The sequence below is a fragment of the Flavobacterium sp. 40-81 genome (genome assembly GCF_001898245.1).
Classification (GTDB): Bacteria; Bacteroidota; Bacteroidia; order Flavobacteriales; family Flavobacteriaceae; genus Flavobacterium; species Flavobacterium inviolabile.
This window is the reverse complement of the sequence record NZ_MKTM01000030.1, coordinates 12,226-26,979: the sequence shown is the minus strand read 5'-3', so window position 1 is coordinate 26,979 and position 14,754 is coordinate 12,226. Positions and strand designations below refer to the sequence as shown.

Sequence of the window (14,754 nt, the reverse complement as noted above, 5' to 3'; positions counted from 1 at the left end):
ATATGAAGAAATTACTATTTTTCAGTTTTTTAATTTGTATCAATTTTACTTATGCTCAGCAGAAGTTAAAAGACGCAGACAAGCTCTTTAAAGATATGTCGTATGTGGATGCTGCAAAAGCCTATGAGGAATATCTGGAAAAAGAACAAAATCCTTCGATACAAACTTTGATGAATGTAGGAGATACCTACTATTATCTTAACGATATGAGAAAAGCCGTAACCTGGTATAAGAAATTATACAGCGTGCAGGGACAGAACCTGAATGATGTATACCTGTTGCGGTATACCCAGGCTTTGAGAGGGGTCAGGGATTATGATGACGCGAATAAAATAACCAAGGAATACCTGAAAGGAAAAGGCGATCAGGATAAGATAGCAGGCTTTGCACGGCAGCAAAAGTATATGGACAGTCTGGCCGGAAAACCGTCTTTATATAAGGTGGTGCCGCTTGAGATCAATACTTCGTATTCCGATTTCGGATCGACATTCTACGGGAACCAGTTGGTTTATTCGTCCAGTAAAAAAGGAGGAAAGCTGATAAAAAGGCTTTATTCCTGGAATGAACAGCCGTTTTTATCGTTCTATGTGGCCGACAGAAATGCGGCAACCGGAGCTTTGTTTAACGAACAGCCGTTTTTTAGCGAAGTGAATTCAAATTATCACGATGCAACCTTAACCTTTTCACCGGATCTGAAAACAATTTATTTTACCACCAATGCAACCCGGAAAAACAAGAATAGATTAAAGAACGATAAAGAAGGAGTAAACAACTTTCAGATTCTTAAAGGAACGATAGAGAACGGCAAAGTGATCAATATCGAAAAATTATTCTTTAACAGCCTGGAATACAGCGTTGGCCATCCGACATTAAGTCCGGATGGAAAATGGTTGTTTTTTGTTTCCGACATGCCGGGTGGTTATGGCGAAACGGATATTTATGTGGCTGAGGTTTTTGCAGACGGCAGTATCAATTCGCCCCAAAATTTAGGACCGGTAATCAATACCGTTGGCAGGGAAATGTTTCCGTATTACAATGACGGTGTGTTGTATTTTTCTTCTGACGGACATTACGGATATGGCGGACTGGATGTTTATGAAAGCAAGCATTCCGGTAAGCTGAACTTTTCGGAACCTAAAAACGTCGGGCAGCCGGTAAATAGTAATAAAGATGATTTCTCCTATATTATTGATCTGGAATCGAAATACGGTTATGTGTCTTCAAACAGGGATGCAGGTAAAGGAGATGATGATATTTACTATTTTACCAAAGCAAAAGCAGAATGCAACCAGTTTGTATCCGGTAGGGTAACCAATTCCAAATCAAAAATACCGATTGCCGGTGCCACTGTAAAAGTATATGATTCGTTTGGCGATTTAAAAACGGAAACCACAACGGGCGAAGATGGCAGGTATCAGCTTACGGTTCCCTGCGGAGCGACCTATAAATTTGAAGCGGCAAAAGAAAACTTTGCCAGCCAGGAAAAACCAGTGGTGGCTACGGCTAAAAACGAAGAAAAACAGGTGGTTGACTTTGAATTGGCAAAACTGGAAGACTTTACGGTTAAAGACGGTGCCAATGAAAAAATTGACATTAATCCGATTTATTTCGAATACAACAAATGGAATATTACCCCGCAGGCAGTTGTGGAACTGGACAGGGTAGTGTATGTTATGAAGACCTTCCCTAAAGTAAAGATCAGAATAGAATCGCATACCGATTCGAGAGGAAGTGATTCGTACAATCTGAAATTGTCAGACAACAGAGCGAAAGCGACTGAAAAATACATACTGGAAAACGGAATTGCTCCGGATCGTATTCTAAGTGCTATCGGTTATGGCGAAACCCGGTTGAAAAACAAATGCCGCAACGGTGTAAAATGTACCGATGCAGAACATGCCATAAACCGGCGTTCTGATTTTATTATCGTAGAAAAATAAAATACGGATCGTATCCAAATTAAAAAAGGAGTTCCAAACGGAACTCCTTTTTATATCTTAACTAAAGATATCTAAAACACCTTTTATTTTCCAGATCTCATCTATTTTACTCTTTTTGATCTCATTTTTACCGGAAAAAACAGATTCTTTTCGGGAAATAAGATTTAAGATCGATTCGTCATTTTCGTTTTGAGCCACTTTGGACATGTATAATCCTTTTTCCTTGCTGATAATTACGGCGAAAGAATCGTTCGTAATATCATTAGCAGTTGCTTCTTCACAGATAACAAACGTGTTCTCTTTGATAGAAGGCTCTAATTCTGAGGTGTTCACCTGGAAAACCATAGAGTTTTTTTGCTGCAGAAAAGGGATGTTGATGGTAGGGATGTCACTTCTTTCCAGGTTCAATTCGCCTGTGGTGTACTGAAATAACATTTCCTTGGTAATGATTGGCGTGATTTTTTTCTTAAAGCTAAAACTTTCGTTTCCAAGAAAAATTTCATTCAAATCAATGTTTGCTTTGTTACACTGTTCAATTATGGATTCATAATCAAGAGTGTTTCTTTTTTTCCAGCTTGAAATAGTATTGGGTTTAATACTAAGTAATTCAGCCAGCTGGGCGTCTGTTTTTATTTTAAAGACCTTTTTAACACGCGTTAAGATACTTTTCGCGGTTTGGATATTTCCCTCTTGCATTTTTCAGGTTCTATATAATTATCAATTCATTAACTGTTCCTAAACTATTTTGTCAAAAAATATGCCATAATTACAGAAAAAATTATTCTTTAAGTAATTTGGGTGCATTTTTTTTATTCTGTTAATAAGTAGATTTAGTTTACTTATATAATAAAAAACGAATTACAATTACGGTTTTTCCACATTTTTTAATAACAGAACAAAAATAATTACTTTTTTGGTTTTTACGGATATAATTTTCACAAATTAATGCTAAAAGGTATTTTTAGTCTTTTTTTATAAGAAAAATATGTATATATAAGCATTCCTTTAAGTTTTTTGAACCTAAAGGAATGTCAAAAAAGGGGTTGAATGATTTATCGGAGTCTTTCTACCAGGATGATAGAGCGATAACTTGAAGAAACTTTACCGTTAATATTATAAGGAATATTGCCTTCGGTAATGGTAGAAAAATAAAGCGGGGTTGTTCCGGTTAAGGTGACAAAGTCGCTGAAGACGCAATCGTTTTTAACGGCGTCGCCCGCAATTCCTAATCCGAGCAAGCCGCTGGCATTAAAGGTGGAATATTGCCGGGAATATTCGACTCCGTTCACATAAAGACGAAACATCAGGTTATTTGTAGTGGTAAGGCTCAATAATCCGCTGCTGCCGTTAGCATAAGAAACTTTCATCGTTATCTTGTAGGTTCCGGCCGGCAGATTGATCAGGTCTTTATCGGTGGCAAGGTTGCCGCCTTCGGTAAAAGAAGAGCCGGTAATGGTGTTGATAAAATTGGAAGCGCCCATTTCGGTTGCATCGTTGTTGTCTTTAAAGCGAATGGCTCTTTCGGTATTGTCGTAAGCCGCGGTATTAAGGCCTATTCTCAGAATTTGTCCGGCCACGTTTTCAACTTCAGAAAGGCCGACTTCGCTGTTTGAATTGTCGCGTACCATATAGTAGGTTTTGGCACTGACGGTCTTGGTGGCTAAATTCTCAAATTTGAGGTAGTCGCTGTTGGCATTTACTTCCAGTCGTTTGGTGGGGTTGATTTTTCCGATACCGATGTTGCCGCTTGCTGTTATTCGCAATCGTTCCAGGTTTTGGGTGCCCAGTACAAAATCGGCATTGTCCTTGGTGCCTAAAAAGTCACCGTTTAATGCTGCCCCGATGGCAGCGGTGGAAGGAGAGGTGGCTTCGTTACCGGAATAATTCCAGCCGGTTACATAATTCCATTTTGTTTGTGTCTGATTCCAGAAATAAAATCCGTCCGGTTGTGCGTCGTTATTATCGGTATCATCCAGATAAACCAGTAATCCGGCAACGGTAGGTGGCGTTAAAGGAAAATTGTTTATTCTGGGAATCAGTATTCCGTCAGTATTTTTTGGGGTAAGACTATTGGAAAGGGCAATGTCAAGTGTTGATTTTGGATTCGTGGTACCAATACCAATCTGTGAGTAGGCGCTTGTAGCAGCCATTAATAGGAGGGCGAAAGGGAAGTTTTGTTTCATAATCGTATTGGTTAGATTTGGACAATAAGGGGGAATTGGTCATTTCTATTAAATTTATGCACATTTTGAACTATTTTTATGGATAACTGCCACTAATTTAAAGAAAAAAACAATACAAAAAGTGTGTTTTTGTATTAAAATAATCGCATTATTTGATTTTTTTAATTGTTTCTTTGGGAAGTTGATAATTCGGGGCGGAAGCAGAAATGCTAAATATGATTTAAATTGAAAATAGTTTCATATTTTTTATTTTATATTTGTTTCACTAAAAAAATATCTGTGAGCCAAATCAATAAGCTTAAAATTCTAAATGACCCTATTTATGGTTTTATAACCATCCCTAATACTCTTATTTACGATTTAATTCAGCATCCTTATTTCCAGCGTTTGCGCCGCATTTCGCAAATGGGAATGTCTTACCTGGTTTATCCCGGTGCACATCATACCCGTTTTCACCATGCGCTGGGCTGCATGCACATTATGCAAAAAGCGGTTCAGGTATTGCGTTTTAAAGACGTGAAAATTTCAGAGCAGGAAGAAAATGCTTTATATATTGCGATTTTATTGCACGATATCGGGCATGGTCCTTTTTCGCATGCCATGGAACACAGTATCGTGGAAGGGGTGCATCATGAAGAAATTTCGATGTTGTTTATGAACAGGCTCAATGCAGAATTTGAAGGGAAGCTCGATCTTGCCATTCAGGTTTTTAAAGGCGAATACCACCGGAAATTCATGCTGCAGCTAATTTCAAGCCAGCTGGATATGGATCGTCTGGATTACCTGAAAAGAGATAGTTTTTACAGCGGTGTTGCCGAAGGAAACATCAATTCGGAACGTTTGATCCAAATGATGAATGTGGAAAACGACCTGCTGGTTATCGAGGAAAAAGGAATTTATTCGGTAGAAAAATTTTTAGGAGCGCGCCGGTTGATGTACTGGCAGGCTTATTTGCATAAAACCAGTGTGGTTGCCGAATTAATATTGACAAAAATATTAAAGAGAGCGAAAGAGCTTACGCACAAAGGCGATTTGCCAAATTGCAGTGAGCCGTTGCAATTTTTTATGCTTCACAAAATTACCCATGATGATTTTGATGAAAAAATACTTGATAAATTCGCTCAGTTAGACGACTTTGACATCATGAGTGCGATAAAAGCATGGCAGTTCCATGACGATTTTGTACTGTCTTCTTTGAGTAAAATGCTGATCAACCGCGATTTGCTGAAAATCAGAATGGTGTCTGAAAAAGTAGAGCAGGGTGACGTGGAAGCGCTTAGAAAGAAGCTGATTGAATTACAGCCCATGTCGGAAAAAGAAGCGGATTATTTTGTGTTTAAAGGAAAAATCAAGAACCAGGCTTACAATAAAGCAGGAGAGCCTATCCGTATTTTAAAGAAAGACAAAACGGTTGAAGACGTAGTGGAAGCTTCCGATCAGATGAATCTGAAAGCCCTGTCCAAACCGGTGACGAAATATTATATCTGTTTTCCAAAAGTGCTTTTAGAAAGTTAAGATTAAATTAAATTTTATATTTTTGTCGGGATGAAATTTACAGCTGAACAAATAGCAGGTATTTTAGAAGGAGAAGTTGTTGGTAATCCTGCAGCGGAAGTCCATAAATTGGCTAAAATCGAAGAAGGTTCGGAAGGTTCTTTAACTTTTCTGGCCAATCCGAAATACCTGAATCATATATATACAACACAGGCTACGATAACAATCGTAAATAATACTTTTGAGCCTGAACAGGAATTAAGAACTACACTTATTAAAGTAGAAGATGCCTACAAATCCTTTTCAAAACTGCTGGAATATTACAACCAGGTAAAGTTGATGAAATCCGGAATTGAGCAGCCTTCGGTAATATCGGAAAACGTTGAATACGGGGAAAACCTGTATTTGGGAAGTTTTTGCTATATTGGGAACAATGTAAAAATCGGAAACAATGTAAAGATTTATCCCAACAGTTTTGTAGGTGATAATGTTACTATTGGCGACGATACCATATTGTTTGCCGGTGTACGTATTTATTCTGAAACGGAAATCGGGAAAAAATGTGTGATCCATTCCGGAACCATTATCGGTTCGGACGGATTCGGTTTTGTTCCGAATGAAGAAGGGATCTATAATAAGGTACCGCAAATTGGCAATGTCGTGATTGAAGACAATGTCGATATCGGTTCGTGCACTACTATTGACCGGGCAACATTAGGATCGACCGTTATTAAAAAAGGTGTGAAACTGGACAACCAGATTCAGATTGCTCACAATGTGGAAATCGGGGAGAACACCGTTATCGCTTCACAAACCGGAGTAGCCGGGTCAACCAAAATCGGTAAAAACTGTATGATTGGCGGACAGGTTGGTATTGTAGGGCATATCGTTATCGGTAATGGCGTTAAAATCCAGGCACAGTCCGGTGTTTCCAGAAGTGTAAAAGATAATGAAACAATTCAGGGCAGTCCGGCATTTAGTTATGGCGACTTTAGCAAATCGTATGTGAATTTTAAAAATTTACCGAAGATGGCCAGAGATATTGACGACTTGAAAAAAAGAAAATAACAGCAAACAAATATTCAAAACTAAATATTATGGTTAAGCAAACAACCATTAAAAAAGAGATTTCATTAAAAGGAGTAGGATTACATACCGGTCAGGAAGTTACCATGACCTTTAAACCTGCGCCTGTTAATAATGGTTACACATTTGTACGTGTGGATTTGGAAGGTCAGCCCATCATTGAGGCCGATGCCAATTATGTAGTGAATACACAACGCGGAACAAATCTGGAGAAAAAAGGCGTTAAGATTCAAACATCAGAGCACGTTTTGGCGGCATTGGTGGGATGTGATATCGATAATGTTATTATTGAGCTGAATGCTTCCGAACCGCCCATCATGGATGGTTCTTCCAAGTACTTTGTAGAGGCAATTGAAGAAGCAGGTGTACAGGAACAGGAAGCGGAGCGAAATGTATATGTGGTAAAAGAAGTTATTTCATATACCGATGAAGCTACCGGAAGTGAGATCATCGTAATGCCGGCTGATGATTATCAGGTAACGGCTATGGTTGATTTTGGAACTAAGGTTTTAGGAACCCAGAACGCTACGATGAAATCCATAAGCGAATTTAAAGCAGAAATTGCCGATTGCAGAACTTTCAGCTTCCTGCATGAACTGGAAAGCTTACTGGAGCACGGTTTGATTAAAGGTGGTGATCTGAACAATGCTATTGTATATGTGGATAAGGAAATTTCACAGGAAACAATGGAGCGTTTAAAAGTTGCTTTTGATAAAGAAAAGATCTCAGTAAAACCAAACGGTATTCTGGATAATCTTACCTTGCATTATCCTAATGAAGCGGCGCGTCACAAATTGTTGGACGTTGTTGGAGATCTGGCTTTGATCGGAACGAGAATTAAAGGAAAAGTAATCGCAAATAAACCCGGACATTTTGTCAATACGCAATTTGCCAAAAAAATGTCTAAAGTGATAAAAAACGAGCAACGCAATCAGGTTCCTGTTTATGATTTACATAAAGAACCGTTGATGGATGTTACTAAAATCATGTCGATGTTGCCGCATCGTCCGCCATTCCTATTGGTTGACAGAATTTTAGAAATGTCTGATTCCCATGTGGTCGGTTTGAAAAATGTAACGATGAATGAAGATTTCTTTATCGGGCATTTCCCGGGAGCACCGGTAATGCCGGGGGTGTTAATCGTGGAAGCGATGGCCCAAACCGGAGGAATCCTGATTTTGAGTTCTGTTCCGGATCCGGAAAATTACCTGACTTACTTTATGAAAATTGATAATGTGAAATTCAAAAATAAAGTACTGCCGGGTGATACCTTGGTGTTCAAACTGGATTTATTATCACCAATCCGCAGAGGAATATGCCATATGCAGGCAAGCGCATATGCTAATGGTAAATTAGTCACAGAAGCCGAATTGATGGCGCAAATCGTGAGAAAGAATTAAACAAAAAAAGTATGAATCAACCTTTAGCATACGTTCATCCCGGAGCAAAAATTGCCAAGAATGTGGTTATCGAACCTTTTACAACAATTCATAACAATGTTGAAATTGGTGAAGGAACCTGGATTGGTTCCAATGTAACCATCATGGAAGGTGCCCGAATCGGTAAAAATTGTAACATTTTTCCCGGAGCGGTTATTTCTGCGGTTCCTCAGGATTTAAAATTTGGCGGAGAAGACTCTCTTGCCATAATAGGCGATAATACAACAGTGCGGGAATGTGTAACGATAAACAGAGGTACCGTTGCTTCAGGAGTAACCAAAATTGGTAAAAACTGCCTGGTAATGGCCGCTGCCCACATTGCTCACGATTGTCATATAGGTGATAACGTTATCATCGTAAACGGTGTTTTATTAGGAGGTCACGTAACGGTTGGTGATTTTGCCATCATTGGCGGACTTTCTGCAGTACACCAGTTCATCAACATTGGTGAGCATGCCATGATATCCGGTGGATCATTATTGCGTAAAGACGTTCCTCCGTTTACAAAAGCAGCAAAAGAACCGCTGTCTTATGTAGGGATCAACTCCGTAGGATTGAGAAGAAGAGGATTTTCTACAGAAAAAATAAGAGAAATACAGGATATTTACCGAATTTTATACCAAAAGAATTACAATACCACGCAGGCATTGAGCATCATTGAAGCAGAAATGGAAGCGACTCCGGAACGTGATGAGATCATTCTTTTCATCAGAAACTCATCCAGAGGAGTAATGAAAGGGTATACCGGTATTTACTAGGAAGCAAACAGATTTAAATATAATAAACAAATAAACAAAATGGCGAGTACGGCTGATATTAGAAACGGATTATGTATTAAATACAATAATGATATCTACAAAATTGTAGAGTTCCTTCATGTTAAACCTGGAAAAGGACCTGCTTTTGTTAGAACAAAAATGAAAAGTGTAACCAATGGTAAAGTATTGGACAATACTTTTTCTGCAGGACATAAAATTGATGTGGTGCGTGTAGAAACACACAAATTTCAGTTTTTATATGCAGAAGGAAACGATTTTCATTTCATGAATGTAGAAACATACGAGCAAATTGCATTAAATAAAGATATTTTAGATGCTCCGGATTTATTGAAAGAAGGAGAAAATGTAATGGTTCAGATCAATACAGAAACGGAAGCGCCTTTATCTGTTGATATGCCTGCTTCTGTTGTTTTGGAAGTTACCTATGCAGAACCAGGAGTAAAAGGTAATACTGCAACAAATGCTACGAAGCCTGCAAAAGTAGAAACAGGCGCTTCGATTAACGTACCTTTATTCATTAATGAAGGGGACAAAATTAAAATTGACACTGCTTCCGGTTCGTATATCGAGCGTGTTAAAGAGTAGTTATTTATACAGAGGATAGTATTGTTAAAGCGGTACTATCCTTTTCATATCATTTAAAATACATATGAAATTTTCTAAAGCATATTCTTTAAGTGAGATTGCCCAAATAATTGATTGTAAATTTGTTGGTGATGCGGATTTTCCTGTACTGGGCATGAATGAAATTCATGTTGTAGAACCGGGAGATATCGTTTTTGTGGACCATCCCAAATATTACGATAAAGCGTTACAATCTGCAGCTACCATAGTGCTGATCAATAAAGAAGTGGACTGTCCGGAAGGAAAAGCACTCTTACTGTCTGACGATCCTTTTCGTGATTTCAATAAGTTATCCAAACATTTTAAACCTTTTCAGGCGGCCAATGCAGCAATTGCTCCTTCGGCAAAAATTGGTGAAGGAACGGTTATTCAGCCAAACTGTTTTATCGGCAACAATGTGGTTATCGGTAAAAACTGCCTGATTCATCCCAATGTGATTTTGTATGACGATACCGTTATTGGTGATAACGTTATCATTCATGCGGGAAGTATTTTGGGAGCGGATGCCTTTTATTACAAAAAACGTCCGGAAGGTTTTGACCAGCTGATTTCCTGTGGCCGTGTGGTGATAAAGGATAATGTTGGTATTGGTGCTTTGTGTACGATTGATAAAGGGGTTACCGGAGATACAACCATCAATGAAGGCTCCAAGATAGACAACCAGGTGCATATCGGTCACGACACCGTAATCGGGAAAAAATGCCTGATCGCGGCACAAACCGGAATTGCAGGTTGTGTGATTATTGAAGACGAAGTAACACTTTGGGGTCAGGTTGGAACTACCAGCGGTATCACTATTGGTGAAAAAGCGGTAATTCTGGCACAATCCGGTGTTTCCAAGTCACTGGAAGGCGGTAAAACGTATTTTGGTTATCCGGCAGAAGAATCACGCGAAAAGCTGAAACAATTGGCTTACGTGAAAAAAATTCCGCAGATATTAACGCAAATAAATAAAAATGACGGCTAAAGAACGGGTTCAGGAATTTTATCAGTTAAACGGTCCATTAAATAAAAGTTTAATGGAACAGTTTATTCATGACGAAATTATTTTCAACTGGCACAGTTCAAAAGGCTTTTTGCAATTAGACAAGCAGGATTTAAAGGCTTTGGCTACCGAGTTAGGAAAGTCGTATGTGGCATCAAGAATTGAGATCAGCCATATACTGGAAGAGAACAATGTGGTTTCGGTTAACTATACCCATTATGTTTCGCCCATTGAAAATCCGAATGAAGAAATGATTTTAGCCCACTTCATGGTAATCTGTGAATTGAAGGAAAATCAGCTTTACAGAGTCTATCAGATGAGCCAATTAACCTAAGCATTTTAAAAAAATAAAAATAGCAGATAAAAGTTCGAAAAAACTTTCATCTATTACGTTCAAAACCCTATTTTTGCAACACAGTTTTTAAAAATAATATAAAAAAAATATCATGAGTGTTTTAGTAAATAAAGATTCTAAAATAATTGTTCAAGGATTCACAGGTAGTGAAGGGACTTTCCATGCTACTCAAATGATTGAATATGGAAGTAACGTTGTTGGTGGAGTAACTCCGGGAAAAGGAGGAACGACTCACTTAGATCGTCCGGTTTTTAACACCGTTAAAGACGCTGTAGATCAGGCTGGTGCCGATACAACAATTATCTTCGTTCCGCCTGCATTTGCTGCTGATGCAATTATGGAAGCTGCTGACGCTGGAATTAAAGTAATTATCACAATTACAGAAGGTATTCCGGTTGCAGATATGATTAAAGCTTATGATTATATTAAACACAGAGATTGTCGTTTAGTAGGACCTAACTGTCCTGGTGTTATTACTCCGGGTGAAGCTAAAGTTGGTATCATGCCAGGTTTCGTTTTCAAAAAAGGAACAGTTGGTATCGTTTCTAAATCAGGAACATTAACGTATGAAGCTGCAGACCAGGTTGTAAAACAAGGTTTGGGTATTACTACAGCTATCGGTATTGGTGGTGACCCGATTATCGGAACAACTACTAAAGAAGCAGTAGAATTATTAATGAACGATCCGGAAACAGAATGTATCATCATGATCGGTGAGATCGGTGGACAATTGGAAGCAGATGCTGCACGTTGGATCAAAGCTGACGGTAACCGTAAGCCTGTAATTGGATTCATTGCCGGAGAAACTGCTCCTAAAGGAAGAACAATGGGACATGCCGGTGCAATTGTTGGTGGTGCTGATGATACAGCGGAAGCTAAAAAACGTATCATGAAAGAAAACGGAATTCACGTGGTAGATTCACCAGCTGAAATCGGTAAAAAAGTAAAAGAAGTATTAGGATAATTTTCTAATCTCATTATACTAAAAAAGCCTTACGAATTTTGTAAGGCTTTTTTTATAGATCTTCCTGATGGTTGTACTGTTTTAAAATACTTTCCGCCTGTTTTAAATGTCTTTCATTGTGGTAGATCACAAACTGGAACGTATCGCCCAGTTGCAGCCTGATCCATTTGGAAATACTGATCCCGGTTTTACTTTTCATGACATTCACCTGTCTGGCACTGTCAAGACATTGCAGCAGTTCTTCCTGCTGTGCAATAAAAATATCGAGAATAATTTCGTTTAAAGAAATGCCTAAAGGATCGTAAGCCCGGAATGTTTTCATTTTCTTGGTGCCGGTTTCTTTGATTGTCCGGACAAAATAACCGCCCAGTAATCCGCTTTTGTACACCGGTTCCGGTTTTTTAAATTTTGTATTGCGGATGGCGTTGTACAGCACTTTGGTGTAAAAATCACCATAACGGTTTAAATGCTCAATACATTCCAGTATGGTCCAGCTTTTGGTGAACTGCCGCCAGTTTAGCGTTTCGGTATCCAGTGTTTTAAAATGATTGGCAATCGCAATATTGTTAAGGGTTACCGCCGTAAGTTCGTCTAGTAATGCGTCTGTTTTCATGATTCAATTGTTTACTGCAAAATTCAGTGATAACAAGGAATTAAAAATTGATTCAGGTCAAGACTTTTTGATTCGTGAAAAAGTTTCGGCCGTCATCCGCAAATAGGAAGCGATGTATTTGTCCGGGATTTCCTGGAACAGCTGCGGACTTCTGTTCAGGATGCTTTTATACCGCTCGGCAGGTGAGGAGATCAGTAAATCTTTTTCCCGTTCCATTTGCTGTACAATCAAAAGGCTAAGGATGCTGTTCCATAATTTCAGCCGGCTGGCATCACTTTCGATAAATTCCAGTAAAACTTTTTTGGAAATCACTTTCACAGTGGTCTTTTTTAGCGCCTGAATGTAAAAACCGGTCGGTCTTTCGGTAAAAAAGCTGTCAATTGCCGTAATAAAGGAATCTTTATACCCAAAACGGATGGTGTTCTCTTCGTTACCGTCCAGGGTATAAATACGAAGGCTTCCGCTAATCACAAAGTATACAAAAGTGTTTACGGTGCCTTCACTGGCAAGGTATTCGTTCCGCCGGAATACGATTTCATTTTCCCAAAGTAAATTTTCGTTGAGTAGTGAATTTAATATTTCTATTGCTGTCATTGGTGTGAATATTGCCATAAAATTAATAAAAAAACGAATAATGCGAAATCCTGAGCTGCGTCTTTTAGCGTCAAATGTTGTTATTTTTTTATCAAAAAACGACTTGTTGTGAAAATAAGACAAAAAAAGAATTATATTTGCCGCCGTTATCACGAATCTCGCAAAAGAGATAGCAACCTGCAACAACGAGCAAGGTGCTAAAACGATAAGCCAATTCTGTTGGAAAAAATGTTGTTTTCACACACTACTTTCTTGACCAGTTTTGCTTGTCGTCGTGAGCTTAATTAAATTCATAAGCAATCGATGATGAAAAAATCTAAAAAAAAGGGCAATGCTTTAGCTTTGCTACCACTATTCGTATTTATTTTTACTTTTCTGGGTGCCGGAATCATTCTGAATGATTTTTATGCTTTCCCTTCACCGTTAGCTGTAGTGATTGGGATTATTGCAGCCTTTATCTTTTTTAAAAATACGACAGAAGATAAGATTGATACTTTAATTAAAGGCTGTGGCGACAGTAAAATCATGACCATGTGTCTTATTTACCTGTTGGCGGGCGGTTTTGCCAGTGTAACGCAGGCAATGGGAGCCGTGGAATCGATTGTAAACCTCGGAATCAACAACATTAATATTGAATATTTCCCGTTAGGAATTTTCCTGGTGGCTTCCTTTTTATCTACCGCTACCGGAACATCTGTAGGAGCGATAGTTGCTTTGGGCCCCATAGCGGTAAGCCTGGCCGATAAAAGCGGTGCTTCCTTACCGTTAATCTGCGGTTCGCTGTTAGGCGGTGCGATGCTGGGGGATAATCTGTCGATTATTTCCGATACCACTATTGCGGCGACGCAGTCTTTGGGTTGTGAAATGCGGGATAAATTTAAAGTCAACCTGTTTATTGCTCTGCCGGCTTCCATTATAACGGTAATTATTTTGTTGTACCTCGGTTTAACAACCGAAACCAGTGCCGTTGCCATCAACAAAGGGAATTATGAATTTATAGCGATACTGCCGTATTTTTTAGTAATCGGATTGGCGGTGATGGGAGTGAACGTTTTTGCAACCTTACTGATCGGGATATTGACTGCCGGATTTATCGGATTGGTTGGTCATGATTTTTCGGTTTTGGTTTTCGCACAGAAAATATATGAAGGATTTATCAGCATGATCGATATCTTCCTGCTGTCCATGTTAACCGGCGGTTTGGCGGCATTGGTGGCAAAAGCCGGCGGAATCGATTATGTGCTGCACAAAATAAAAGCCAGGATTAAAAGCAAGCGATCCGCACAAATGGGAATTGGTGCTTTGGTGAGCTTTACCAATCTTGCGATTGCGAACAATACGGTATCGATAGTGATTACCGGGAATATCGCCAGGGAGATTAATGACGAATACCATTTGAGTTCCCGTAAAACAGCAACCGTAATGGATATTTTCTGTTGTATTGTACAGGGCATACTGCCGTATGGTGCGCAGGTATTGCTGTTGCTGAACTATGCGGGCGGGAAACTCCATTTTACCGACCTGATCATGAATACCTGGTATGTGGTATTCCTGTTTCTGTTTACGATGATTGCAATTAATAACCGTCATTGGGACAGGTTAACCAATAAATTCTTTAAAGTTTAAAACAATAGGATAAGGATTAAAACCGAATTGTTATATTTGTCTTTCATTTCAAATAAACAAACTTTAATTTTT

General features: G+C 38.9%; 14 protein-coding genes and 1 riboswitch. Of the genes, 10 read left to right on the top strand and 4 right to left on the bottom strand.

Annotated elements, in window-relative coordinates:
* The first annotated feature begins 2 nt into the window (after positions 1-2).
* Positions 3-1,940: an OmpA family protein gene (locus BGO42_RS11250; protein ID WP_273246957.1), complete on the top strand. Its 1,938-nt coding sequence runs from the start codon at positions 3-5 to the stop codon at positions 1,938-1,940.
* Between the two features lie 57 nt (positions 1,941-1,997).
* Here the strand turns inward: BGO42_RS11250 and BGO42_RS11245 are convergent, their stop codons facing one another.
* Both BGO42_RS11245 and BGO42_RS11240 read right to left on the bottom strand, forming a co-directional pair.
* A complete protein-coding gene (locus BGO42_RS11245; protein ID WP_273246958.1) occupies positions 1,998-2,636 on the bottom strand; it encodes a helix-turn-helix domain-containing protein in 639 nt (212 codons plus the stop codon).
* 356 nt (positions 2,637-2,992) lie between these two features.
* Positions 2,993-4,123 carry a phage tail-like protein gene (locus BGO42_RS11240; RefSeq protein ID WP_177734556.1) on the bottom strand — a complete coding sequence of 377 codons (1,131 nt, stop codon included), beginning with the start codon at positions 4,121-4,123 and terminating at the stop codon, positions 2,993-2,995.
* A gap of 279 nt (positions 4,124-4,402) precedes the next feature.
* Between BGO42_RS11240 and BGO42_RS11235 the strand changes: the two genes are divergently transcribed.
* From BGO42_RS11235 to sucD, 8 genes are all read left to right on the top strand, one after another.
* Positions 4,403-5,638, top strand: coding sequence for an HD domain-containing protein (locus BGO42_RS11235; RefSeq protein ID WP_273246959.1), 1,236 nt, complete (start codon positions 4,403-4,405; stop codon positions 5,636-5,638).
* 30 nt (positions 5,639-5,668) lie between these two features.
* Entirely contained in the window at positions 5,669-6,685 is a 1,017-nt protein-coding gene (gene lpxD / locus BGO42_RS11230) for a UDP-3-O-(3-hydroxymyristoyl)glucosamine N-acyltransferase (RefSeq protein ID WP_177734554.1), read from the top strand.
* A gap of 29 nt (positions 6,686-6,714) precedes the next feature.
* A complete protein-coding gene (locus BGO42_RS11225; protein WP_177734553.1) occupies positions 6,715-8,103 on the top strand; it encodes a bifunctional UDP-3-O-[3-hydroxymyristoyl] N-acetylglucosamine deacetylase/3-hydroxyacyl-ACP dehydratase in 1,389 nt (462 codons plus the stop codon).
* Between the two features lie 11 nt (positions 8,104-8,114).
* Complete coding sequence (gene lpxA, locus BGO42_RS11220; protein ID WP_177734552.1) at positions 8,115-8,900, top strand: acyl-ACP--UDP-N-acetylglucosamine O-acyltransferase; 786 nt, start codon at positions 8,115-8,117, stop codon at positions 8,898-8,900.
* Between the two features lie 39 nt (positions 8,901-8,939).
* Positions 8,940-9,506 carry an elongation factor P gene (efp, locus tag BGO42_RS11215; RefSeq protein ID WP_273246960.1) on the top strand — a complete coding sequence of 189 codons (567 nt, stop codon included), beginning with the start codon at positions 8,940-8,942 and terminating at the stop codon, positions 9,504-9,506.
* Positions 9,507-9,570: 64 nt separating this feature from the next.
* The gene (locus BGO42_RS11210) at positions 9,571-10,512 is read left to right on the top strand and encodes a UDP-3-O-(3-hydroxymyristoyl)glucosamine N-acyltransferase (protein ID WP_273246961.1); all 942 of its coding nucleotides are present in this window, start codon (positions 9,571-9,573) and stop codon (positions 10,510-10,512) included.
* Positions 10,502-10,864 carry a nuclear transport factor 2 family protein gene (locus BGO42_RS11205; protein WP_286749314.1) on the top strand — a complete coding sequence of 121 codons (363 nt, stop codon included), beginning with the start codon at positions 10,502-10,504 and terminating at the stop codon, positions 10,862-10,864. Before BGO42_RS11210 ends, BGO42_RS11205 begins: the two co-directional genes overlap by 11 nt.
* Before the next feature lie 112 nt (positions 10,865-10,976).
* Entirely contained in the window at positions 10,977-11,849 is an 873-nt protein-coding gene (gene sucD, locus BGO42_RS11200; protein WP_177734548.1) for a succinate--CoA ligase subunit alpha, read from the top strand.
* A 52-nt stretch (positions 11,850-11,901) separates the two neighbouring features.
* On the opposite strand, the gene BGO42_RS11195 is transcribed toward sucD, so the two are convergent.
* On the bottom strand, positions 11,902-12,462 hold the full coding sequence (locus BGO42_RS11195) for a DinB family protein (RefSeq protein ID WP_273246963.1): 561 nt from the start codon (positions 12,460-12,462) through the stop codon (positions 11,902-11,904).
* Positions 12,463-12,519: 57 nt separating this feature from the next.
* The gene (locus BGO42_RS11190) at positions 12,520-13,056 is read right to left on the bottom strand and encodes a Crp/Fnr family transcriptional regulator (protein WP_273246964.1); all 537 of its coding nucleotides are present in this window, start codon (positions 13,054-13,056) and stop codon (positions 12,520-12,522) included.
* Positions 13,057-13,197: 141 nt separating this feature from the next.
* Positions 13,198-13,295: riboswitch (SAM-I-IV-variant riboswitch) on the top strand.
* 67 nt (positions 13,296-13,362) lie between these two features.
* On the opposite strand from BGO42_RS11190, the gene BGO42_RS11185 reads away from it, so the two are divergent.
* Positions 13,363-14,682, top strand: a complete 1,320-nt coding sequence (locus tag BGO42_RS11185; RefSeq protein WP_273246965.1) for a Na+/H+ antiporter NhaC family protein — start codon at positions 13,363-13,365, stop codon at positions 14,680-14,682.
* The last annotated feature ends 72 nt before the right edge of the window (positions 14,683-14,754 follow it).